We start from the raw sequence: 23,716 nt of genomic DNA, 5'->3' as shown, positions 1-23,716 counted from the left end.
GGTGCGGCGGTCTCGGGTGACGCGCTGCCCTCGCCGATGCAGGGCACCATCGTGAAGGTCGCGGTCGAGGAGGGCCAGCAGGTCACCGCGGGTGATCTGATCGTGGTCCTGGAGGCCATGAAGATGGAACAGCCCCTGAACGCCCACCGGTCGGGCACCGTCATCGGCCTCAAGGCCGAAGTCGGCACCTCCGTCTCCTCCGGCGCCGTCATCTGCGAAATCAAGGACTGACGCCACAGCACGCACGAAGGCGGTACGGCAGCGGCCGTACGTACGAAACGCCGGTGGGGCCGGTCACGACGACCGGCCCCACCGGCGTTCGCGCGCCGGTCCACGCGCGCGGCTCCGTACCGTCAACGCGGTCAACAGAGCCCCGTCAACGGGTCACCGTCAGCGCAGGGACACCGGTTTCGGACTGCGCAGCGCCAGGACCAGGGCGACGGACAGGGCGGTGAAGACCGCGGCGGCGGTGAAGGCGGCGGTGGCGCCGTGGATGAACGGCTCGCTGTGCGCGTGGCGCGAGACGGTGCCGAACACCGTGACCAGGATGGACAGTCCGAGGCTGCCGCCGACCTGCTGCATCGTCTGGAGCAGCCCGGACGCGGAGCCCGCCTCCTTCGGCTCGACGCCGGAGAGGATGAAGGTGTTGAGCGGCATCATCGTGAAGCCGACGCCGACACCGATCAGGATCAGCGGGCCGAGGATGCCGCCCGCGTACCCGTCGGACGCGTTGAGCGTGGAGAGCCAGACCGTGCCGCCGACGTTGAACAGACCGCCGGTGGCGGCGACGCGCTTGGCGCCGAAGCGGGCGAGGGCGCGCGGGGCGAGGCGGGCGGCGACGAACAGCGGTCCTGCCAGCGGCAGGAAGGCGAAGCCGGTCCGCAGCGGGCTGTAGTGCAGATACGTCTGAAGGTACTGGGTGGAGAAGTAGAACACGCCGAACATCCCGGCGGGGACGAGCAGCATGATCCCGTACGCCAGCGCGCGGTTGCGGTTGAGGAAGAGCCGCAGCACGACCAGCGGGCGCTCGACGCGGGTCTCGTTGATCAGGAACGACACGAGCAGGGCGGCGGCGATGACGAAGCTGGTCAGGGCGCGGGAATCGGTCCAGTGGCTCTCGCCGACGCGGATGAAGGCGTAGACCAGCGAGGCCATGCCGAGGGTGCCGGTCAGGGCGCCCGCGATGTCGAACCGGCCGCCGGGGTGCCGCTCGGTCTCCTTGATGTAGCGCGGGGCGAGCAGCACGATGGCCAGGCCCACGGGGACGTTGACGAAGAAGACCCAGCGCCAGGAGCCCCAGTCGGTGAGCATGCCGCCGACGGTGAGGCCGATCGCGGAACCGGCGCCGGAGATCGCGGAGAAGACGCTCAGCGCGCGGTTGCGTTCCGAGCCCTCGGAGAACGAGGTGGCGATCAGCGCCAGGGTGCTGGGCGCGGCCAGCGCGGCGGCGGCGCCTTGCAGGCCGCGGGCGATGAGCAGGGTGGTGGAGTCGTTGGCGACGCCGCCGGCCACGGAGGCGAGGGTGAAGGCGCCGACGCCCCACATCAGCGCCCTGCGGCGGCCGATCAGGTCGCCTATCCGGCTGCCGAGCAGCAGCAGGCCGCCGAAGGCGAGCGTGTAGACGTTCAGCACCCAGGACATGCCGGTGGGCGAGAAGCCGAGATGGGTGCCGATGCCCGGCAGGGCGACATTCACCACGGTGGCGTCGAGCAGCAGCATGAGCTGCGTGCCGACGATGGCCACGAGGGCGATGAACGGACGCCCACGGGCGGGGGACGGAGTGCGGGATGCGGTGGAGAGCGCGCGCACTGCGGGTGTGGACATGCTGAGTAAGCCTCCAGCGGAGAGCAATAAACGGAGGGTTCCTCCGTTAACTATACGGAGACAGCCTCCGGTTCTACAATCGCTTTTGGGCGGACTTTGACGAACGATGGGTTCGGGCGAGCCGCGGGCACGGGTGGCGTGGGCGTGGTCAGCCGTGGACGTGGGCGCGCCGCGGGTACGGGCGAGCCGTGAGGACCGGCACTTCAGGAGGCATGACGCCATGCGGGCAGACGCGCAGCGCAATTACGACCGGCTGCTGGAAGAGGCCGCCCAGGCCTTCTTCGTGCACGGCACCGACGTCGCCCTGGAGGACATCGCGCGGCAGGCCGGGGTGGGCATCGGCACGCTGTACCGCCACTTCCCCGACCGCTACACCCTGATGAACGCCGTCTTCGAGCGGGAGCTGGTCAAGCTCAACGCGCGCGCGCAAGAACTGCTGGAGGAGCCGGACCCGGTCGACGCGCTCACCAAGTGGCTCTACGCGGTCGCCGTGCACTCCACCGCGTACCGCGGCCTCGCCAAGGCCATCATGTCCGCGCCGGACGCGAAGATGCCCGCGTGCAAGGCGCTGCTGCGCTCGTCGGGCGAGGCGTTGCTGCGGCGCGCGCAGGACGCGGGCGAGATCAGGCCGGACGCCACCATGTCCGACCTGCTCAAGCTGATCAACGCGATCGTGCTGACCGCGGAGAACAACCGGGAGGACACGGGGCTGTTCGTTCGCCTGATGACGCTGACCCTGGACGGCCTGCGGACCCGGCAGGACACCGGCCGCGGGGCCGTGGAGGACACCGGCCGCAGGGCCGTGAGGGAGACGGCCGCGGAGCCGGTCTAGGAAGCTCGGGCAGCGGGGAGCTCTGGTGGCGGAGGTCTCCAGTCGCGCCGATCTCCCCGTGGCGGACACTCCGGTAGCGGGTGCTCCGGTGAGTGGAGAGCTCTCCGGTGGGCGGGGAGCTCCGGTGGGCGGGGTGCCCTAGCGGCGGCGGACGTCCGCCAGCCGCGGGGTGGGCTCGGTGCCGCCGCCTCCGGCCAGCGACGGGCCGCCACCGGGCAGCGGCTGGGCGCTGCGCAGGGGCTGGGGCCGCCGGGGTCCTGGCAAAGGCTGGTCGTGGCGCGGACGTCCGGCGGCGATGGCGTCCGCGCCGGTCAGCGGCGCCACGGTGATCTGCACGCCGCGGTCGGCGAGCGCCTGGAGTTCGGTACCGGCCCGCTCGTCGCCGCCGGGCGGCTCGTCGGTGACCAGGTGGGTGATGAGGTCGGTGGGCACGGTCTGGAACATCGTGTCGGTGCCGAGCTTGGTGTGGTCGGCGAGGACGACGACCTCGGCGGCGGACTGCACCAGCGCCCGGTCCACGCTCGCGGAGAGCATGTTGGACGTGGACAGGCCGCGTTCGGCGGTCAGGCCCGCGCCGGACAGGAAGGCGCGGGAGACCCGCAGCCCCTGGAGGGACTGCTCGGCGCCGCTGCCTACCAGGCCGTAGTTCGACCCGCGCAGCGTGCCGCCGGTCATCACCACCTCGACCCGGTTGGCGTGCGCCAACGCCTGTGCCACCAGCAGGGAGTTGGTGACCACCGTCAGTCCCGGCACCCGCGCGAGCCGACGGGCCAGCTCCTGCGTGGTGGTCCCCGCGCCGACGACGATGGCCTCGCCCTCGTCCACGAGATCGGCGGCGAGTTCGGCGATGGCCGACTTCTCCGCGGTCGCTAGATGGGATTTCTGCGGGAAACCGGACTCCCTGGTGAAGCCACCGGGCAGGACCGCACCGCCGTGCCGGCGGTCCAGCAGTCCTTCGGCCTCCAACGCCCGCACGTCCCGGCGCACGGTCACTTCTGAGGTCTGGACGACACGGGCGAGTTCACGGAGCGAGACCGCCCCGTTCGCCCGCACCATTTCGAGGATCAATTGGCGACGTTCTGCAGCGAACACGGAACCGACAGTAACGCCAACGTCCGTCGGCTTTCAGCACTTTGCACCAGATGACGGAAGTCGTGCACAAAAGAGACCGGCGAGTGCTATAAGCCGACCGTGCGTTCGCAAACGGCGCCTTTCCGGATGACGCGAGGGGCCGTCAGCCCAGATCCGCCTCGGCCGCCTTGCGGGTGTGCAACTGCCGTGCCACCTCGGCCACCGAGCCGGACAGCGACGGGTACACGGTGAAGGCGCTGGCGATCTGCTCGACCGTCAGATTGTTGTCGACGGCGATCGAGATGGGGTGGATCAGCTCGCTGGCCTTGGGCGCGACCACCACTCCCCCGACCACGATGCCCGTGCCGGGACGGCAGAACAGCTTCACGAAGCCGTCCCTGATGCCCTGCATCTTGGCCCGCGGATTGCGCAGCAGCGGCAGCTTGACGACATTGGCCACGATCCGCTTGTTGTCCACGTCGGCCTGCGTGTAGCCGACGGTGGCGATCTCCGGGTCGGTGAAGACGTTCGAGGAGACCGTCTTGAGGTTGAGCGGGGCCACCGCGTCGCCGAGGAAGTGGTACATCGCGATCCGGCCCTGCATGGCCGCGACCGACGCGAGCGCGAAGATCCCGGTCACGTCACCGGCCGCGTACACGCCGGGCGCGCTCGTCCGCGACACCTTGTCGGTCCAGATGTGACCGGAGTCGGTCAGCTTCACGCCCGACTCCTCCAGCCCCATGCCCGAGGTGTTCGGGATCGCGCCGACCGCCATCAGGCAGTGCGTGCCCGTGATCACCCGGCCGTCGGCCAGCGCGACCTCGACCCGGTCGCCGATCCGCTTGACGGACTGGGCGCGGGAGCGGGCCATCACGTTCATGCCGCGGCGCCGGAAGACGTCCTCCAGTACGGCGGCGGCGTCCGGGTCCTCGCCGGGCAGCACCCGGTCGCGGGACGACACGAGCGTCACCGTGGAGCCGAGCGCCTGGTACGCGCCCGCGAACTCCGCGCCGGTCACGCCGGAGCCGACCACGATCAGTTCCTCGGGCAGCTCGTCCAGGTCGTAGACCTGCATCCAGTTGAGGATGCGCTCGCCGTCCGGGAGCGCGTCCTCCAGTTCGCGCGGGCGCGCGCCGGTCGCCACGAGCACCGCGTCTGCGGTCAGCCGCTCGGTCGTGCCGTCCGCGGCCTCGACCACCACGCAGCGGCTGCCGTCGGCGGCGGTCTGACAGCCGTCGAGCCGCCCCCGCCCGCGCATCACCCGGGCGCCGGCCCGCGTCACGGACGCGGTGATGTCGTGCGACTGCGCGAGCGCCAGGCGCTTCACGCGTCGGTTGACCTTGCCCAGATCCACCCCGACGACGCGCGCCGCGCGCTCCAGCGGCGGGGTGTCGTCGGCGACGATGATGCCGAGTTCCTCGTACGACGAATCGAACGTCGTCATCACCTCGGCGGTGGCGATGAGGGTCTTGGACGGTACGCAGTCGGTCAGCACCGACGCCCCGCCCAGGCCGTCGCAGTCCACGACGGTCACCTCCGCGCCGAGCTGCGCCGCCACCAGGGCAGCTTCGTAGCCGCCGGGTCCGCCTCCGATGATCACGATCCTTGTCACGTACCCCATTGTCCCGCACGCGCCAAGTGTTCTCCGCCAGGGGGCACGCTTGTCCGATCCGGGCGCCGCCGCCCGCCGTCCGGACACCCCGAAACGGCGTGCGGCCGTCCGCCGCGCGTGCTCCCGTACTCTCGTGGTCATGTCGCTCTACGCCGCCTACGCCAGCAACCTCGACGCGCGGCTGATGACCCGCCGCGCCCCGCACTCCCCCCTGCGCGGCACCGGCTGGCTCGACGGCTGGCGGCTCACCTTCGGCGGCGAGCAGATGGGGTGGGAGGGGGCGCTCGCCACGCTCGTGGAGGACGAGGACAGCCAGGTCTTCGTCGGGCTGTACGACATCGCGCCCGTCGACGAGGAGTCGCTCGATCGCTGGGAGGGTGTGCCGCTCGGTCTCTACCGGCGCGCCACCGTCCGCGTTCACACGCTCGACGGGGAGGTCGCCTCGTGGCTCTACGTGCTCAACGACTACGAGGGCGGGCTGCCCTCTGCCCGCTACCTCGGTGAGTTGGCTGACGCCGCCGAGTCTGCCGGGGCCCCGCATGACTACGTCATGTCCCTCCGCAAGAGGCCCTGCTAGCGCCTGGGCCTTTCCCGCCCGTGTCTTTTTTTCCCGCCCGCCCACCCGTGCGGGTGCTTTCTTCGTCTGCGGGTGCCGCTTGTGCCTGGGTCGGTGCCGGTCCGGGGCACCTCCTCGAAATGCGGCTACCTGGTCCCGTGTATCCGGCACCTCCCTGTCACCGCATTTCTGCGGGGGCACCCCGGCCCGTCCCCTCCCGGTACGTCGGCGTCCGCCTGTCCGGTGGGGGTTGCCGGGGTGGGTGTCCAAGACCGTGAGGGAACCCCGAGCGTCCTCCACCCAAGGGGCTGCACGGCCCCTCACACGGTCCGCAGGCGGACAGGTGTCAGAGACAGGCAGTCTCCGCCGATTTCCCACGGTGGAGGAACAGCCGGGCGCCCCCACCGGTCTTTGACACCTCCCTCAGCCACAGCGCACAGGCACACGCCGGCGTACTGGAGCCCTCACGCCCACCCCGGCAGGTCGACGGCGGCGCAGGACCCGCACCCCACCCCCGTCCGTCACCACAGCCGACCGTCAGACGCCGACGTGCCCGAGCCCATCCATCCCCCTCCCGCCGCCGCGGGCGGGTCGGGGGGCGCAGGGGCCGAGCCCCCACCCACCCCACCCCCCGGCAACCCCCACCGGCAGGCGGACGCCGACGAGCGAGGAGGGGACGGGGCGGGGTGCCCCCGCAGAAATACGTTGACGGCCGGGTGCCGGATTCGCGAAGGCCAGGTGATACGGATTTCGAGGAGGTGCCCCGGCCCGGCACCGACCAGGCACAAGCGGCACCCGCAGACGACAAAGCACCCGCACGGGTGGGCGGGCGGGCAAAAACGGGGCCCTGCCGGAGGAGCCGCACTTCGTAAGCCCAGGGCACCGTCTACGCGCGTAGGCCGAGACAGGTTACCCTCATGCGCGTGAACGCTTCTGTGAATGCCGACCCCTACGCCGCGGCCGACGCCGCCGCCGCCCGCCTGCGCGAGCTGACCGGCGCCGAGACCCACGACGTCGCCCTGGTGATGGGCTCGGGCTGGGTGCCCGCGGCCGACGAGCTGGGCGTGGCGGACTATGAGCTGTCGATCACCGACCTGCCGGGCTTCCCGGCCCCGGCGGTGGAGGGCCACTCGGGCAAACTCCGCTCCGTGCGGATCGGCGGAGTGCGCGCCCTGATCTTCCTGGGCCGTACGCACCTGTACGAGGGCCGGGGCGTCTCCAGCGTCGTGCACGGAGTGCGCACGGCGGTGGCGGCCGGCTGCAAGACGGTGGTGCTCACCAACGGCTGCGGCGGCCTGCGCCCCGGTTACCTGCCGGGCCAGCCGGTGCTGATCAGCGACCACATCAACATGACGGCGACCTCGCCGATAGTGGGCGCGAACTTCGTCGACCTCACCGACCTGTACTCGCCGCGGCTGCGGACGCTGTGCCGCGAGATCGACCCGACCCTGGAGGAGGGCGTCTACGTCCAGCTTCCCGGGCCGCACTACGAGACCCCGGCCGAGATCGGGATGGTGCGGGCGATCGGCGGCGACCTGGTCGGGATGTCGACCACGCTGGAGGCCATCGCGGCCCGCGAGGCCGGCGCCGAGGTGCTGGGCATCTCGCTGGTCACGAACCTGGCCGCGGGCATGACGGGCGCGCCGCTCAACCACGAGGAAGTGCTGGAGGCGGGCCGCGAGTCCGCGACCCGGATGGGTTCGCTGCTCGGGCGCGTCCTCGGACGTCTGTAGGCACGTGGAGCCCGCGGGCGCGTAAAGCCGGGTGGACGGGCGGGGTAGTACGTAAAACTGACCCTGCCGGTGGAAACCGGCCCTGCCGCCCCGCGCGGCGGCATCGGCTGGAGGGGCGGGCCCTGGCGGCCCGACCCACGTGGAACGGAGAGCGGCATGGCGGGCGGAAACGGCGGGCGTGAGCTGGTGGAGCGCGCGCGCCAGTGGCTGGCGGAGGACCCGGACCCGGACACCCGCGCGGAGCTGGCGGGCGTCCTGGAGGCCGCGCAGGCGGGCCCGGACGACCCGGGCGGCGCGCAGGCGCTCGCGGATCTGGCGGACCGTTTCAGCGGCACGCTCCAGTTCGGCACCGCGGGCCTGCGCGGCGAGCTGGGCGCCGGGCCGATGCGGATGAACCGCGCGGTGGTGATCAGGGCCGCCGCGGGCCTGGCCGCGTATCTCGGGGAGCGCGCCGAGGACGCCCTGGTCGTGGTCGGCTACGACGCCCGGCACAAGTCGTACGACTTCGCGCGCGACACCGTGGCCGTGATGGTCGGCGCCGGGCTGCGCGCCGCGCTGCTGCCCTCGCCGCTGCCGACGCCCGTACTGGCCTACGCCATCAGGCACTTGGGCGCCGCGGCCGGGGTGATGGTGACCGCGAGCCACAATCCGCCGCAGGACAACGGCTACAAGGTCTATCTGGGCGACGGCTCGCAGATCGTGCCCCCGGCCGACGCGGAGATCGCCGAACGGATCGCCGCGGTGGGCGCGCTGGCCGATGTGCCGCTGGCGGCGGGCGGTTGGCGGGTGCTCGGCCCCGACGTGGTGGAGGCGTATCTGGCCCGCGCGGCGGGCGTGGTCGCCGAGGGCGGCGCGCGCGATGTGTCGGTGGTCTACACGCCGATGCACGGGGTGGGCCTGCGGACGCTGATGGCGGCCTTCTCCCGCGCCGGTTTCCCCGCGCCGACGCCCGTGTCCGAACAGGCCGAGCCCGACCCGGACTTCCCCACCGTGGCCTTCCCGAACCCGGAGGAGCCGGGGGCGATGGACCTGGCGTTCAAGTGCGCCCAGTCCGTCGGCCCCGACGTCGTGATCGCCAACGACCCGGACGCCGACCGCTGCGCCGTCGCCGTACCCGACCGTGACTCCCCCGTTGGCTGGCGGACGCTGCGCGGCGACGAGTTGGGCGCGCTGCTCGCGGTGCACCTGGTGCGTACGGGCGCGGCGGTGGCCGGGCGCGACACGTTCGCGGCGAGCATCGTCTCGTCGTCGCTGCTGTCGAGGATCGCGGCGGGCGCGGGCCTGGCGTACCGGGACACGCTGACCGGCTTCAAGTGGATCGCCCGCGTCGAGGGCCTGCGGTACGGGTACGAGGAGGCGCTGGGCTACTGCGTCGACCCGGAGGGCGTACGCGACAAGGACGGCATCACGGCGGCGCTGCTGATCGCCGAGCTGGCCGCGACCCTCAAGCAGCACTCGCGCACGCTCACCGACCTGCTGGACGACATCGCGCTCGACCACGGTCTGCACGCCACCGACCAGCTCTCGGCGCGGGTCGCCGACCTCTCGCTGATCGCGGACGCGATGGCCCGGCTGCGCGATCGGCCGCCGGCCGCGCTCGCGGGCCTCGCGGTGACGTCGGCCGACGATCTGGCCGAGGGCAGCGAGCAGTTGCCGCCGACGGACGGGCTGCGCTACCACCTGGCGGGCGCCGGGACCGTCGAGTCGGCGCGGGTGGTCGTCCGGCCGAGCGGTACCGAGCCGAAGCTGAAGTGCTACCTGGAGGTCGTGGTGCCGGTCGCATCGGCCGCCGATCTGGGCGCGGCGCGGCGTACGGCCGACGAGGTGATGGCCGCGCTGAAGGCGGATGTGGCGTCGGCGGCGGGTATTTGACGGCGCGTCACATCGCGTGCGGGTCGGGCCCGTTCAGTCGCGGGTCAGATAGCTGAAGCCGGTGTCCGGGCCCACGCAGGTCTGGAGGGTGAGGTCGCCCCAGTAGAGGCCGTTGTCGGGGCCGCCCCTGCCGGGGTTGATGTAGGTGGCGTAGACGTGGAAGGACAGCGTGCCCCTCGGGGTGTCCAGGGTGACGCGGGTGCCGACCGGCAGCGGGGCGAGCTTGTCGTAGCCGCAGTAGTCGTGGCCGACGATGACGGAGGTCCGCATCTCGTAGCCGTCGGAGAGCGCCGGATCGGGTCCCGCGAACAGCACGGCCGCCCCGCACGCGTCGATGGTGGCCTGGTCGCCGCGCACGACGGGCCGTGACCAGTCGCCGATCCGCAACACCGTGGTGCCGGGCGGGTATTGACGCTCGGCGGCGGACTTCTTCGGCGTGGCGGGTGCGCCGCGGGACGGGTTCGGCCCCGGCCGGGCGGCCGTCGTGGCGGGCGGCGGCGCGCTCGTCCGGGAGGGGGCGGCGGATGCCCCGGCTCCCTTCGTGCCCTTCGCGGCCTCGGCCTTCCCGGTCGGCGGCGGGAAGGCCGGTGGGGTGCTCGCGGCCGGATCGGCGTACGGATGCGGCCGGTTGGCGTCTCCGGCCGGTGACGCGGCGGACGGGTCGGGCACAGTAGGCGCGCTGGGCACGGCGGGCGCGGTGGGCGCGGACGGCCGCTGTACGGGGACGCGCGTACGGTCCGCGGCGGCCGGTGGGGTGTGCGCCGACGGGTGGGCGCACGAGGTCAGGGCCGCGGCCAGCGCGGTGGCCACCGACGCGGTCAGCAACGCGGGTGCGTGCGGGCGGCACCGTGGGCTGCGCGGAGGTCGCACGGGGCGCCGCCGCTCAGCCGAACCGGCCGTTGACGTAGTCCGACGTGCGTGGGTCCTGCGGGCGGTTGAACATGTCGTCGGTCGGGCCGTGCTCCACGATCACGCCGGGCGTGCCCTGTTCGGCGAGGAAGAAGGCGCAGGAGTCCGAGACACGGGCGGCCTGCTGCATGTTGTGGGTGACGATCACGATGGTCACGTCGTCGGACAGCTCCCCGATGGTCTGCTCGATGCGCCGCGTGGAGGTCGGGTCGAGCGCGGAGCACGGCTCGTCCATCAGCAGCACGCGCGGCCGTACCGCCAACGACCGTGCGATGCACAGGCGTTGCTGCTGGCCGCCGGAGAGCGCGCCGCCGGGCTGCCGCAGCCGGTCGCGTACTTCCTTCCACAGCCCGGCCTTGGTCAGGCACTCCTCGACCAGGTCGTCGCGCTCGCCGCGCCCGGCCTTGACGCCGTTCATCTTCAGTCCGGCCAGCACGTTGTCGTAGATCGACATCGCGGGGAACGGGTTCGGCTTCTGGAAGACCATGCCGATCTCGCGGCGGGCGTGGGTGATCCGGCGGCCCCGGTCGTAGATGTCCTCGCCGTCGAGCAGGACCTGCCCGGCGAGCGAGGCGGTGCCGATCAGTTCGTGCATGCGGTTGAGGATGCGCAGGAAGGTGGACTTGCCGCAGCCGGAGGGGCCGATCAGCGCGGTGACGCGCTGCGCGGGCATGGTGAGCGACACCCGGTCGAGCACCTTGTGGTCGCCGAACCAGGCCGACACCTCACGGGCGTCGAGGGTCGCGGAACGGGAGGCGGAACGGGGGTCGGAGCGGGGGTCGCCGCCGGTCGGCGGGTCGCCGGGGACGGGCGGCAGTACGACGGTCTCGTCAGTCGCTGACATCGTGTTCCTCATATGCGTCGGGTATGCGTCGGGGCGGTTCGCGGCGGGCTCGGTCCAAAAGCGGCTCAAGCGGTCAGGTCCCAGGCGGTCCGGGACCAGGCGGTCCGGCCTCCAGCACGCCGGTCCAGCACACCGGTCCCAAGTACGCCGGTCTCACAGCAGGTTGGGCAGCAGGCGGGTGGCCTCACCGGACAGGGCGACCACGACGGCGGCGAGCACCGGGACCGCGCAGATCCACGTCTGCCAGCGCCCCCAGCGCCGGTAGGTCCAGGTGACGGCGACCGCGACGAGCAGCAGCCCCTGCGTCCACAGCAGGATCGGCAGCCAGGCGGCCGGGTCACCGGCCAGCGGCTGCTCGGCCGCCGAGATGCCGCCGCCCGCCGCCGGGCCCGGCTGGACGTCGCTGACCAGTTCCGCGTCCACCCGCAACACACCGTGCGGGGTGTAGAGGCCGCCGGTCGCGGTCATCAGGATCAGCCGGCCCTGTCCGGTGCCGGGCAGCGCGGGCGCCGGGTCGCCCGCGTGCCGCACTCCGGTCACCTGGTATCGCTGCTGGCCCTGGCCCGTCGTGACGGTGATCGGGTCCCCGGCCTTCAGCTCGTCGATGTGGTTGAACGGGCTGCCGTAGCCCCACTGACGGCCCATCACGATGCTGGTGCCCGGCTGGCCCGGCAGCGGGGTGTCCCTGCGGTGCCCAGGACCCGACCTGAGCACACCGGACGTCGTGCCCTGGAAGACGACCTCCTTGAGGCCGATCGCCTTGATGTGCAGCACCGCGACCGGCGAACCCAGCGGCACGGGCTCGCCCTTGTCGTCCAGGCGGCCCACCGGGGCCGTGCCCTTGGCGAGTTGGGCGCGCAGGTCGGCGTAACCGGTCTGCTGGGCGCGGGCGTGCTCGACGTGGCCGAGCAGCGTGAGATTGACGACGAATCCGAGCAGCAGCGCGGCCAGCAGGGTCAGCGCCGCGCCCGGGATGACGAACCAGGCGGCGGGCGGCTGTTCGGCCGCCCGACCTTGCTGTGGCTCGGCCGGTTCCGGCGGCGGCCCGGCGGCCTCGCGGGACGGTGACAGTACGGCCACGGGTGGCGCTCCTTCGCGTGCGTGCGTTTCGCTGACGTGCTCGGACGGGGGTCGGCGCCGCGGTCTCGTACGCGGCCCCGACAGCGGTCGTACGGACCGGTCGTAGCGGTCGGTCGTAACGGCCGGTCGTACGGCGGCAGTACGGCCGGTCGCCGGGCGGCGGACGGTCGGAACCGCCCGCCGCCCGGCGTACCGCGTGCCGCGTGCCGCGTACGGTCAGTCGCGCGGCGTGGGACCGAAGGTGAGCAACTTGCCGTCCCTGCGCACCCGGTAGGCGGCATAGCCGCCACCGGTCACCATCAGGAACGCCAGCACGCTCAGCGGGACGACACCGGTGGCTCCGGTGGCCGCCAGCGGGCCGTTGCCGCCGCCGGAGCCGCCCGACGTTCCCGACGAACCGCGGCTGGACAGACCGCCGTTGGACGCGCCGCCGTCGGTCGACGTGCCTCCGCCGTCCGCGCCGCCGGTGTCGGTGGGCGTGTCCGTGGGGGTGTCGGTCGGGGTGTCCGTGGGCTCGTCGGTCGGCGTGCCGGTCGGGTCGTCGGTCGGCGAGGTGCCCGCGCCCGCCGTGAACGCGAACGTCTGCTTGATGCCGCTGGTCGCGCCGGTCAGCACCAGGGAGTGGCTGCCGTCGGCGAGGTCGGCGGGCAGGGTCACCGCGTAGTTGGCGATCTTGCCGCTGTTGTCGGCGGTCGCGTCGTCGGCGGCCGGGGACCCGTCCAGCGCGAAGGTGATCTTCTCGCCGTTCCCGCCCGTGGGGCCCGGCAGGAACCCCTCCGCGGTGACCTTGATCTTCTGACCCTTGGTGAGCGCCGGGGTGTCGTGCAGTTCGGTCCCGGAGTCGTCGAGCACGGTCAGGTCGGGCTCGGCCACCACGGGATACGACACCCCGTTCTGGCTGGCGGCGAACTTGAGCGGGTCGCTGGGCGTGAACTGCGCCGAGAGCGTGATGACGCCGGGGTTGCCGATCCCTGGAATGCTCGCCGTCGCCACGCCGTTGACCAGCGGAATCATGTTCCCGCCGGTGACGGGCACGGCGCCCTGCTTGAAGGTCACGGTGCCTTCGGCGGTGTCCGGCGTGACGGTGGCCTTGAGGGTGATCTTCTTGTCCGCCACGGCCCGGCCCGCCGGGTCGACGGTGAGAACGACGGAGGTCGACGTCGGCGGGGTGACCGTCTTCACCGCCCAGTCGGAGCCGGTGATCTCGATGAACGTGGTGAAGGTCGGCAGGTCCCCGGCGGACGGGTCGGCGGACTTGCAGACCACGTCGATCGGATACGTGCCGTCGGCGAGTTCCACGCTTGACGCGTCGAACGCGGAGCTGATCGACCGGAGGATCGTGCCGTTGCCCCCCGAGGCCGGGAGCCGCGCGGTGATGGGGGCGGTCGAGAACGGGGCGCCGTTGGTCAAGTGGGTCGCCAGGAGCGACTCCGCGCCGTCGAGGACGATGTACACGCTCACGGCGTCCTGGTAGTTCGCGGGGCATGCCTGGTCGACCGAGACCGATGCGAAGGCCGGGGAGTCGTCGACGGTGCCGGCGGCGGGCGACAGCGTCACGTTCCCGGCCAGATCCGCGTTCGCGGTCCCCGCGGTGGTGAGGACCAGGGCCCCGGTGCCCATGACCAGTGCGAGCACGCTCAGCAGCGCCGCGTGCATTCTTCGTTTCATGTCTCCTCGTCCCCTCGGGGATATGCGTCGGTCGTACGAGTCGTGCGGGTCGTGCGGGTCGTGCGGTGATCACGTGCGGGTCGTGCGGTGGCGGTGCCGTTCCCGCCGTGTCACGGCGGCAGCCGGGCATCTGGACGATGCCCGGCCGGTGGTACGTCTGTGCTGGTCAGCGCTGTTTCGCGGTCACTTCGTGGTGAAGGTGAAGGAGACCTGGACGAAGCTGCACAGACCGGTGAGGGTCAGGGTGTGGGAGCCGCGGGCGATCAGCTTCGGCACCGTCAGGTCGTAGCCGGTGACCGAGCCCCGCGCGTCGGTCGCCACCGGGGCGAAGAGCGCGAGGGCGTTGGACACGAACGGCAGCACCTGCTCCTGGCTCTGCGGCAGGAAGCCCTGCGCGGAGACCTTGATGTGCTGTCCGGGGGTCAACTGCGGGCTGTCCCCGAGGGCGTTGCCGTCCGCGTCGGTCACCGTGACGGACGGCGCGTTGACGAACGAGTAGCTGAGGACCGAGTAGTCCTGCGCGTAGGCGAGTTGGTCGGCCGGGATGAAGACCGCGATGTAACTGCGGACGTTCGGCGCGGTGTTGGCCGGCGGCTGGAAGGTGGCCACGCCGTTCACGACCGGCACCGGGGTGTCGTACACGGTGACGCCGTTGTCCGCCTCGAACTGGACGGCTCCGGGCACGCCGCCCGCGACCTTCGCGGTGAGCGTGAAGGGCTTGCCGACCTGGACGTGGTGGGCCGGGTCGGCGCTGAGCCTGACGCTGGTGGCGACCGGGGCGGCGTGGCCGGAGACCTGCCAGGTGTCACCGATCACGTCGATGAAGCCGGTGAACGTCGGGTGTTCGGGGGAGTTCGCCCGGTCGGCGTTCGCGCAGGTCACGTGGATCGGGTAGGTGCCGTCCGCCACCGGGACACTGGCGACGTCGAAGGCGGTGGCGATCGACCGGACGATGGTGCCGTTGCCCGACGCCTCCGGGACCTGCGCCGTGACCGGGGCCTTGGCGTACGGCGCGCCGCCGGTCAGGTGGGAGGCCAGGAGCGACTCCCGGCCGTCCGGCACCACGAGCGACACCGTGAGGGCGTCCTGGTAGTTCGCCGGGCACGCCTTGTCGACCGACACCCGCGCGAACGGCGAGTCGTCGTCGATGCCGGTGCCGCGGGCGGTGAGGGTGACCGTGCCCGAAGTCGCCGTCGGGGTACCGGTGGTGGCGTCTGCGGTGGCCGCCCCCGCGAGCAGCGCGCCCGTGCCCATGGCCAGTGCGAGCGCGCCGACCAGAACGCCGCGCAGTCTTCGTCTCGTCATTGTCTTCTCTCCCCCTGAAGGAGTCCGGTGTGTACGTGGCACCGCGTCGCGGTGCCGGGAGCGGCCGGGTGCCCCCGAGGGACGCCCGGCCCGGCGGACGGTGGTCCGCCGCTGTGACGGGTCAGACGACGGGTCAGACGAGGTCGCGGCTGACCAGGGTGGTCGCGTTGCCGCAGTTGGTGTCGGTGCCGAAGCCGTACTTGTTGATCACCGTGGTGGTGGAGTCGTACTTGGCGGTGCACACCTTGGAGGCGCTGCCGACGAAGGTGTTCTTGATGAGCGTCTCGCCGGTCACCCGGCTGTCCGGGATGACGTTGTAGACCTCACGCGTGACCGGGAACGCGGTGTTGAGGTTCCCGCTCGCGTTCAGCGGCGCGGTGGAGTTGACGGTCTTGAGCACCGCGCCGTTGCGGCGGTCGGTCACGCCCGGCAGGGAGCGGCCCTGCGCGATGTGCTGCGCGATCGAGAACGGCATGAGGTCGTTCGGGCCCTGGAGGGCGCTGCCGTTGTGCTCCTGGACGGCGGCGCCGTTCGCGGCGGTGTCCTTGACGCAGGACGGCAGGGTGGTGGCGTTGAAGCCCAGCGTCGAGGCCCAGAACTTGCGGGTGCCGGAACCGGCCTGCGGCACCAGCGGGTGGACGGTGACGCCGCCGATGGTCGGGTACGTGCCGGCCGGCAGCGGGTTGCCCGCCGTGTCCAGGCAGTTGTAGACCCGGGTCAGGTCGGAGGTGGCCTTCTGGGCGTTCGTCAGGGAGGAACCACCGGCCAGGTACGTGAAGTTGGCGGGCAGGTTGGTGGTGGTCGCCGTCGCCGCCGTCACCGCGTCCACGGCGAACGGGATGAAGGTGAACTGGCCCGTGGCGTTGGGGGTGGAGGAGGACCGGGCGAAGTCGATGCAGTGGCTGCCGGCCGCGATGTCGGCGCGCAGCGCGTTGACACCGGCGCCCGAGCCGTCGGGGCGGGTGACCGACGCACAGGTGGTGTCCCGCGTCGAGATCGTGGAGGAACCGGTGGCGTCGTAGGACGCGATCAGGTTGCCGTCCGAGGAACCGGTCGGGTTCGGGTCGGCGATCTTGTTGCCGAGACCGTTGAGCACGTCCTGCGTGGTGTCGGAGCCGACCGCGACGAGCGTGCGGTGGACACCGGCCGCCGGGTCGGCCTGAGCCGTACCGGCCACGATGGTGACACCGAGGGTCGCGGTACCGACCACGATCGCCGCCCGCTTGGCGAATTTCACGTTCACTGTATTTCCTCCGAGTCGATGCGGATGGAATTTCCAGACGTGTGACACGCAAGGAGAATTGATAATTCCCCCCAAAAGACCTGACCTGTCGGTCCGGCCATGAATGATCCTGCCGATCCCCTCAAGAAGTGGCAACCAAAATTACCGCCCCGCAAAAGTGAACAACGGGTATTCCAAATTCTCTTTTATTTTCCTTCCAAGGGGCGCCCAAGTACCCGTCACACCGGTTTCCTGCCGCGGACGACGCCCGCGCGCATCAGGAGGGGTCCGGCCAGGGAGCCCGCGATGCCCGCGATGAGGACGATCAGCAGCACCCAGCGGACGGCGCCGAGAATCGCCTGGGGGGTGGTGCCGCCGGTCTGCGCGACGTTGCTGACGGGGGGCGAGGCGGCGGGTCCGCCGGTGGAGCCCTTGGTCGTACCGGCCGCGGGGGCCGACGACGACGGGGAGGCGGGCGGTGCGCCGCCCGGCCCCGGTCCCCCGCCGGTCGCCCCGTGGCCGGCGTCGCCGCCCGTACCGCCGCCGGTCGTTCCCGTACCGCCGGGGCCGGAGCCGGAACCGCCGTTGGAGGACGTGTCACCCGGTCCCGTGGCCGGGGGCACACCGGCGATCAGCGCGGACGCGGCCGTGAGGGCCTGTTCGCGCAGGGTGGCGGTCAGGGGTGCGTAGCCGAGCGGCAGCAGGCCGAAGCCGATGCCCTGTCGCTGGCCGGAGCCCGCCGCGTACCGGATCAGCGCGGCGTAGGTCTTGCGGTCGGCGGCGTCCAGCGAGGTGGAGGCGGCGGCGTAGGTGACGGTGGTGAGCGGGTAGGCGCCCGGTGTCTTCGCGGAGGGGTCCGCGTCGAGGACGCCCGGGGCCTTGCCCGCCTTCATCCCGTTCACCGCCCTGGTCATCGAGTCGACCGTCGGGGCGACGAACTGGCCGTCGGCGTTGAGGAGTTCGGCGGTGCCGAGCCGGTAGCGGGCGGCGCTGGCCGCGTCCGTCAGGCCCATGATGAAGTTCGAACCCGCGGGCTGCGTCTCGGCCTTCGTCAGCGCCGGGGGCGTGGACGTGGGGTTGAAGCCGGTGATGCCGCCGTTGTTGGCCTTGCGGACCGTCCTGGCGTCGTCGCTCAGACCGCTGCCGTACGGGTTCACGCCGACGGCCGTCAGCCGGATGTCGGGGAAGCGGCTGTCGGGCGCCCACACCGTCGGGTCCGGCTTGTCGAAGCCGGACGGCGGGGTGCTGACCGGTGCCAGTTCCAGGAAATACGGATTGATGACCGTGCCCCACGGGTCGGGTTTTCCGGAAAGGAAGCTGCGCGCGTCGGGGTCGGAGAGCAGCCATTTCCACAGCTGCCCCGCCGAATCGCTCGCGCCCTGCGGGACCCCGATACCGAATCCGCAGGAACTGCCCACGGGGTAGGGCACACCGGCGTTGAGCCGCGCGAATTCGGGGTCGCGCTCGATACCGAACGGGTTCTTCGCCGGAAGTCTGCCGCGCGGGAAGTCGTTGCCCGGCAGGTCGCACTGGTAGGACTCGGTGAGCATCTTCGCCACGAGCCGCGCGTTCAGCCGTATCCGGGGCACCTGTTGGGACGATCCGGCCACCTGGACGCTGTAGCCGATGACGAGCCCGGAGACCGCGACCGGCGCGTGGACGACCGGTGCCACGTCCGGCTGGGGCAGCACCGGGTTCTCGATGAAGGCGAGTCCGGCCGAGCCCGTGCCGGGGCTGGTGACCTGCGTACGGGAGAAGTCCTCGAGCTGCGGAACGTATCCGTAGGTGACCTTCTGCGAGGTGCACAGGGTCGGCGCCCAGGAGCTCATCGCCTCGAAGATCATCTCGGAGCCGATGGTGGGCTGTTCGTCCTGGCCGATCGGGCAGGGCGAGTCGGTCGGGGCGAAGTCGAGGCGGAACACGATGCGTTGGGCCCAGTTCCCCGCGGACAGCGGGGAGCTGATCAGTCCGTTGGGCGGCGGCGCTTCGGAGCCGTCGGGTTCGTGGGTGCCACGGGGCACGACCACGAGCCAGCACGGCTCGGGCGCCTGACCGGTCCTCGCCACCGTGCCGCACCCCAGGATCGGCGAGGTGTCCGCGTCCTCCGCCTGGAAGATCGTCTGGCCGCTGCCGTCGACGCCGGTCGTGGCGAGGTCCTGCTCATTGGTCGCGTACTGCGTGAAGAACTGGTTGACGTCGGTCGAGCTGGCGCCCTTCACCGTGGTGAAGGGCACGGTGTGCTGCGCCGGCTCCAGCGGGTCCAGATTGCCCACGCTCCGCCCGACGTTGAGCACGCCCGTGTTCGGCGGCGGGTTCCCGTACTCGCACTGCTCCGGGGTCGGGCCGGTCGCCGCGTCACCCCAGCACTGCATGAGCTGGAGGTAGTTGCCCGCGTTGTTGGGCGAGCTCTTCACCCCGCCCGCCCATGAGACCTTCAGTCCCTGCGTCCGCAGATTCCTTGTCTGCTCGACCGTCACCCTCAGGTGCGAGAAGTCGTCGTAGGGACCCTTGGTGCCGGGCTTGGTGACGGCGGAGCCGGTGTCCGTGCCGGTGTCCGCGTGGGCCTGTCCGCCGCCCGCCGACGGTGGCAGCAGGGTCAGGCCGACGGCGGCGAGCAGCGAGGTGAGAAGCGCGCCGAGGCGGACCGACAGGACGCGGCCTCGGGCGGCTCCGGGGTGGTTACGCGCGGCCATCACGCCTCCCGTTCCTGGTCAGCCGCCTGGCGAGGGTGGGCGGGGCGAGGACGACCAGCAGCAGCGCCAGGGCGGAGAGCCCCATGAGCCAGGTCCGCATGCCCCAGAAGGTCTCGTTGCCGACGCCGACGCTGGAGGCGACGATGTCCTGGTTGCCGCCGGTGCCGCCGGAGTCGCCCGCGGGCAGTCCGGTGTCGGGGTCGACGCTCTGGCCGGTGCCGCCCGTGGCGGTCGTACCGCCGGTGGCGGCGCCGCTCGTACCGGCCGTCGTGCCGCCGGACGTGGTGCCCGTACCGCCGCTCGCGCCCGCCGTAGTGCCGGACGAGCCGCCGCCCGTACCGCCGGAACCGCCCTTGCTCCCACCGGAGTTGCCGCCGTTGGAGCCGCCGCCGGAGGCGGCGTTGGCCTGCGGCTTGACCGAGGTGGGCTGCCTGGACGCGCCGCCCGTGCCGTCGGAGCACTGCTGCGTGCCCTGCCGGTCGCACGCCTTGGGGAACGGCGCGTTCTTGGCCAGGGTGTTGGTGCCGTCGCTGGAGAAGGTCGGATTGTGGCAGCCCGCCAGATTGATGGTCTGGGCCTGCACACCGGGGACGCGTTTGAGCTGGTCGAATCCGGCCTGCACGAGGTTCTTCGGCAGCGGCGAGAAGCCCAACGGCTGTGCCTGCGACTGGCCTTGGCACAGGAAGTAGTAGCCGAACGCGCCGAGCGTTCTGCCCTTGTCCTCGGTCAGCGGCGAGTCCAGCGAGGTCGGCAGGATCATGTAGCTGTAGCTGGACAGCGGATACGTCCGCGCGTCCTGGTACGCGTAGACCTTGTCGAGGATCTGCGTCAGATACTGCGAGGAGTTCTCGTCCTGGTTGATCTGCGCCTGGGTCAGCGCCACGGCGACGTTGGAGGCGGTGGGCTCGGTGTAGTAGCCCTTGGCGTTGAGCACCTTGGCGACCGGGAAGCCGGTGGTGACCGCGTAGGAGTACTCGACGTAGGTGATGGCGCCCTCGGCGTAGTTCTGCCGGGTGTAGCCGGACACGCCGAGCGAGCCGGACTGGGCGATGAAGCCGGAGCCGGGGATCACCGGGTAGTACGACGTCAGGCCGCACGGGGTGGGCTTGTTGGCGCGCTTGCAGTAGTCGTTCCACACCGCGCCCTGCTGCTTGGACATCCACAGCGTGAACTGGGCGGTGGTGCCCGAGCCGTCGGAGCGCACCACCGGGATGATCTTGCGGGCCGGGAGGGTGAGGCCGGGGTTGTCGGCGGCGATCTGCCGGTCGGACCAGTTGGTGATCCGGCCGGTGAAGATCTTGGCGACCGTGCCGCCGCTCAGCCGCAGATTGGTGACCCGCTTGCCGCCGATCTTCAGGTTGTACATGAAGGCCGTGCCGCCCGCGACAATCGGCATGTACGCGTAGCCGCGCTTGGGCGGAGGTTCGCGCACCCCGAACTCGGTCATGCCGTAGGGGATTTCGGACACGGCGAAGTCGACGGTGCCGTTGGTGAACTGCTGGCGGCCGTCGGACGAGCCGCTGCCCGTGTAGTCGACGGTCATCCCGTACTTCTTGACGCTCGCCCGCCACTGGTCGACGGCGTTCTGGCTCCAGGTCGAGCCGGCGCCGCTGATCCTCGCGTACGAGTCGGCCTTGGCCGGCGGTGCCTGGCCGAGGAACAGCAGCGAGATCAGCAGCGCGGCCATCGCCCCCGCTGCCGCCCTCGCCGCCCTCACCGCCCTGAGGCCCGTCCAGCCGATCCTCTTCACGATCCGTCAACTCCCTGTGCAGGTTGGATTGTTGTCGTGCGGAAGGCCGGGGCGGCCGACGCCGACGAGTAGCCGTCGCGCGCCGCGGCGCGCTCGGTGAAGCGGCGTGTGTCCCGGCGGGAGGCGACGACCCTGCGGTGAGTGCCGCGCCTGCTCAACTGGCCCGCGTCGCGCCCGCCGAGGACCCGGGCGAGCGCGAAAAGCACCAGGACGAGCACCAGCAGCACCGACGCCGCGCCGAACCCGCGCGCGATCATGGTGGGTTGGGGGGACTTCACGAACTCGAAGGTCGCGAGCGGCAGCGACACCATCGGGTTCTGCGAGGGGTCGTAGTTGGTGCTCGCGCCGAAGCCCGCCGTCAGCAGGACGGGAGAGGTCTCGCCGATGCCGCGGGCGGTGCCGAGGATGACCGCGGTGGTCAGCCCCGACCGGGCGGTGGGCAGCACCACATGCCATACCGTCCGCCAGCGCGGCGACCCCAGCGCGTACGACGCCTCGCGCAGGGTGCCGGGCACCAGCCGGATCACCACGTCGGAGGCGCGGATGATGATCGGCAGCATCATCACGGAGATGGCCAGCGACGCCGCGAAGCCCGACTTGGGGACGTTCAGCGCGAGGATCACGGTGGCGTAGATGAACAGACCGGCCACGATCGACGGCAGCGCGGTCATCGCCTCGACGACCGTACGGACGAAACGCGCGTAGCGTCCGGGCACCTCGTTGAGGAACACCGCGCACAGCAGTCCCGCCGGGACGGTGAGGACCAGGGCGATGCCGATCTCGATCAGCGTGCCGACCACGGCGTGCTTGATGCCGCCCGCGCTCAGCGGGTCGAGCGGCCCGGTGACGGACATGTCCCGGGTGAAGAAGTTCAGGTGCGGTATCGCCCTACGGCCGGACCACAGCGTGTAGACGACGACGAACAGCAGCGCGACCAGCAGCAGCACCGCGATGCTGTGGACCACGGCGGAGGCGATCTTGTCGCGCACCACCGGGCCGTCCTCGTCGAAGGAGACCAGCAGCGCGTACAGCGCGATGAACAGCGCGTACCAGAAGACGACGAAGCCGAGGGCCCCGCTGAAGGGGGCGATCCTGGCGAAGAACAGCCAGGTGAGGGAGAGGGAGGCGGCTGCCGAGCCGAGCAGTCCGAGCAGGTCGGTCTGGCGGACGGTGGAGGTGGAGCGCCGGCGTTCCGCTGCCGCGGGGGGCGGGCCGGGGATGACGGTGCCGGTGCCGGGGGCCTTCGTGGCCGAGTGCGCCGGGGCCGGGTGCGCCGGGGCCGGGTGCGCCGGGGCCGGGTGCGCCGGGACGGTGGCGGTCCCGGCGGATTCCGGCGCCGTGGTGACGGAGTCCGGTGCGTCCGTGGTCATACGAGGGGGTCTCCTGGTTCCGCCGATCGCTCGGCCTACGGCGTGCGTGCGGCTGACGGATGCGGGCTGACGGCTGCGGGCTGACGGTGGGGCGGCGGCTCAGCGGCTCGGCTACTGGGCGGCTACTCGGCGGTGGCGCCGGACCGGCTGCGGGCGACGATCGACGAAGCGGCGAAGTTGACCACCAGCGTCATGAGGAAGAGGGCCAGACCCGCGGCCATCAGCGCGGACATGCCCAGCGGGCTGGCCTCGCCGTACCGCAGCGCGATCAGCGACGAGACGGAGCTGGTGCCGCTCTGGAGGATGTGCGGCTGGATGACGAAGATCGGCGAGATGACCAGGTAGACGCCGATGGTCTCGCCGAGCGCGCGGCCCAGGCCGAGCATGGTGCCGCCGATCATGCCGCCCATGCCGTACGGCAGGACGACCGAGCGGATCATGCCCCAGCGGGTCGCGCCCAGCGCGTACGCGCCCTCCCGCTCCCCCACCGGGGCCTGCGAGAACACCTCGCGGATGATCGAGCAGATGATCGGGGTGACCATCATGGCCACGACGATCCCGGCGACGAAGGTGGACGCGGTGTAGACGGTCGCGGTGGCGAGCGGGTCGTGCGGGTCGGCGCCGTCCACGTGGAAGAGCGGGATCCAGCCGAAGTACGTCGACAGCCAGCGGGCCAGGCCGATCACCGTGCCCTGGAGGAAGAACAGCCCCCACAGGCCGTAGACCACCGACGGCACGGCGGCCATCAGGTCCACGGTGCTGACCAGCGTGCGGCGCAGCCTGGCGGGGGCGTACTCCGAGATGTACAGCGCCGTGCCGATCGCCATCGGCACCGCGATGACGATGGCGACCGCCGCGATCAGCACCGTGCCGATGATGACCGCCGCGATGCCGAAGTGCCCGGCGTCCGGGTCCCATTCGGCGGTGGTCAGGAACGCCGGAACGCCCACCTTGCGCAGCGCCTGCCACGCCCGGTACAGCAGGAATCCGCCGACCAGCAGCATCACGACGAGCACCAGGCTGCCGCCGCCGCGCGCCACTGCCCTGAACACCCGGTCGGGCAGCCCCGAGTCGGCGTGCAGCCGCCGGGCGCTGTCGGCTCCGGGCCCGTCACCCTGGTCCGGCTCGCCGGTTCTCGCCAGTGTTCGCATCGTCACGCATTGACGCTCATGGTCCGCGATGGCCGCATTCGCAAGCCGATGTGAACGACAGCACCCGTAGGGGCAACTTCGGTTTCCGTACGGAATCACGTGGGCCGTACAGCCGTACGGGCCGGGGGGCGGCGGGCGGGGCGCGGGGCGCGGGCGGGCGCGGGGGCCGGCCGGGCGGGGAAACACGGCGGCCACGTCCCGCCGCGCGTCGGCGCGGCACGGAA

18 protein-coding genes are annotated in these 23,716 nt (G+C 71.7%); 5 read left to right on the top strand and 13 right to left on the bottom strand.

The window, feature by feature from the left end; all coding sequences use genetic code 11:
* Window positions 1-231, top strand: a 231-nt coding sequence (locus ACIP4Z_RS19390; RefSeq protein WP_401309489.1) for an acetyl-CoA carboxylase biotin carboxyl carrier protein subunit, incomplete at its 5' end; no start/stop codon positions are given.
* Between the two features lie 159 nt (window positions 232-390).
* On the opposite strand, the gene ACIP4Z_RS19385 is transcribed toward ACIP4Z_RS19390, so the two are convergent.
* Entirely contained in the window at window positions 391-1,824 is a 1,434-nt protein-coding gene (locus tag ACIP4Z_RS19385) for a DHA2 family efflux MFS transporter permease subunit (RefSeq protein WP_391163285.1), read from the bottom strand.
* Window positions 1,825-2,044: 220 nt separating this feature from the next.
* Between ACIP4Z_RS19385 and ACIP4Z_RS19380 the strand changes: the two genes are divergently transcribed.
* Window positions 2,045-2,656 (top strand): helix-turn-helix domain-containing protein, encoded by a 612-nt coding sequence (locus ACIP4Z_RS19380; RefSeq protein ID WP_355350344.1) that lies wholly within the window; start codon window positions 2,045-2,047, stop codon window positions 2,654-2,656.
* A 138-nt stretch (window positions 2,657-2,794) separates the two neighbouring features.
* Here the strand turns inward: ACIP4Z_RS19380 and ACIP4Z_RS19375 are convergent, their stop codons facing one another.
* Both ACIP4Z_RS19375 and ACIP4Z_RS19370 read right to left on the bottom strand, forming a co-directional pair.
* Window positions 2,795-3,748, bottom strand: a complete 954-nt coding sequence (locus ACIP4Z_RS19375) for a DeoR family transcriptional regulator (RefSeq protein ID WP_391050564.1) — start codon at window positions 3,746-3,748, stop codon at window positions 2,795-2,797.
* A 142-nt stretch (window positions 3,749-3,890) separates the two neighbouring features.
* A complete protein-coding gene (locus tag ACIP4Z_RS19370; RefSeq protein ID WP_401309484.1) occupies window positions 3,891-5,348 on the bottom strand; it encodes an NAD(P)H-quinone dehydrogenase in 1,458 nt (485 codons plus the stop codon).
* A gap of 130 nt (window positions 5,349-5,478) precedes the next feature.
* On the opposite strand from ACIP4Z_RS19370, the gene ACIP4Z_RS19365 reads away from it, so the two are divergent.
* The 3 genes from ACIP4Z_RS19365 (at window position 5,479) to ACIP4Z_RS19355 (ending at window position 9,500) form a co-directional block, all read left to right on the top strand.
* Complete coding sequence (locus ACIP4Z_RS19365) at window positions 5,479-5,916, top strand: gamma-glutamylcyclotransferase (protein ID WP_355350335.1); 438 nt, start codon at window positions 5,479-5,481, stop codon at window positions 5,914-5,916.
* 896 nt (window positions 5,917-6,812) lie between these two features.
* Window positions 6,813-7,628 (top strand): purine-nucleoside phosphorylase, encoded by an 816-nt coding sequence (locus ACIP4Z_RS19360; protein ID WP_391050561.1) that lies wholly within the window; start codon window positions 6,813-6,815, stop codon window positions 7,626-7,628.
* Between the two features lie 156 nt (window positions 7,629-7,784).
* Window positions 7,785-9,500: a phospho-sugar mutase gene (locus ACIP4Z_RS19355; protein ID WP_401309479.1), complete on the top strand. Its 1,716-nt coding sequence runs from the start codon at window positions 7,785-7,787 to the stop codon at window positions 9,498-9,500.
* 33 nt (window positions 9,501-9,533) lie between these two features.
* Here the strand turns inward: ACIP4Z_RS19355 and ACIP4Z_RS19350 are convergent, their stop codons facing one another.
* From ACIP4Z_RS19350 to pstC, 10 genes are all read right to left on the bottom strand, one after another.
* Window positions 9,534-10,325: a hypothetical protein gene (locus ACIP4Z_RS19350; RefSeq protein ID WP_401309476.1), complete on the bottom strand. Its 792-nt coding sequence runs from the start codon at window positions 10,323-10,325 to the stop codon at window positions 9,534-9,536.
* Between the two features lie 58 nt (window positions 10,326-10,383).
* On the bottom strand, window positions 10,384-11,253 hold the full coding sequence (locus tag ACIP4Z_RS19345; RefSeq protein WP_355336919.1) for a phosphate ABC transporter ATP-binding protein: 870 nt from the start codon (window positions 11,251-11,253) through the stop codon (window positions 10,384-10,386).
* A gap of 153 nt (window positions 11,254-11,406) precedes the next feature.
* Complete coding sequence (locus tag ACIP4Z_RS19340; RefSeq protein WP_401309472.1) at window positions 11,407-12,333, bottom strand: sortase; 927 nt, start codon at window positions 12,331-12,333, stop codon at window positions 11,407-11,409.
* A 216-nt stretch (window positions 12,334-12,549) separates the two neighbouring features.
* Window positions 12,550-14,001, bottom strand: a complete 1,452-nt coding sequence (locus tag ACIP4Z_RS19335; RefSeq protein WP_401309469.1) for a hypothetical protein — start codon at window positions 13,999-14,001, stop codon at window positions 12,550-12,552.
* Between the two features lie 183 nt (window positions 14,002-14,184).
* Window positions 14,185-15,306, bottom strand: a complete 1,122-nt coding sequence (locus ACIP4Z_RS19330) for a hypothetical protein (RefSeq protein WP_401309467.1) — start codon at window positions 15,304-15,306, stop codon at window positions 14,185-14,187.
* A gap of 133 nt (window positions 15,307-15,439) precedes the next feature.
* A complete protein-coding gene (locus ACIP4Z_RS19325) occupies window positions 15,440-16,549 on the bottom strand; it encodes a hypothetical protein (protein WP_355336915.1) in 1,110 nt (369 codons plus the stop codon).
* Between the two features lie 218 nt (window positions 16,550-16,767).
* A complete protein-coding gene (locus tag ACIP4Z_RS19320) occupies window positions 16,768-19,221 on the bottom strand; it encodes a hypothetical protein (RefSeq protein ID WP_401309464.1) in 2,454 nt (817 codons plus the stop codon).
* Window positions 19,208-20,971: a phosphate ABC transporter substrate-binding protein PstS gene (locus ACIP4Z_RS19315; protein ID WP_401309461.1), complete on the bottom strand. Its 1,764-nt coding sequence runs from the start codon at window positions 20,969-20,971 to the stop codon at window positions 19,208-19,210. The genes ACIP4Z_RS19320 and ACIP4Z_RS19315 overlap by 14 nt, the downstream gene beginning before the upstream one ends.
* Complete coding sequence (gene pstA / locus ACIP4Z_RS19310) at window positions 20,968-22,341, bottom strand: phosphate ABC transporter permease PstA (protein ID WP_401309458.1); 1,374 nt, start codon at window positions 22,339-22,341, stop codon at window positions 20,968-20,970. Before pstA ends, ACIP4Z_RS19315 begins: the two co-directional genes overlap by 4 nt.
* 122 nt (window positions 22,342-22,463) lie before the next feature.
* Window positions 22,464-23,492, bottom strand: coding sequence for a phosphate ABC transporter permease subunit PstC (gene pstC / locus ACIP4Z_RS19305; protein WP_401309531.1), 1,029 nt, complete (start codon window positions 23,490-23,492; stop codon window positions 22,464-22,466).
* Window positions 23,493-23,716: the final 224 nt, after the last annotated feature.

Source organism: Streptomyces sp. NPDC088910 (genome assembly GCF_044749865.1).
In the GTDB taxonomy this organism is placed as follows: domain Bacteria; phylum Actinomycetota; class Actinomycetes; order Streptomycetales; family Streptomycetaceae; genus Actinacidiphila.
This window is presented reverse-complemented; position numbering and strand designations above follow the sequence as displayed.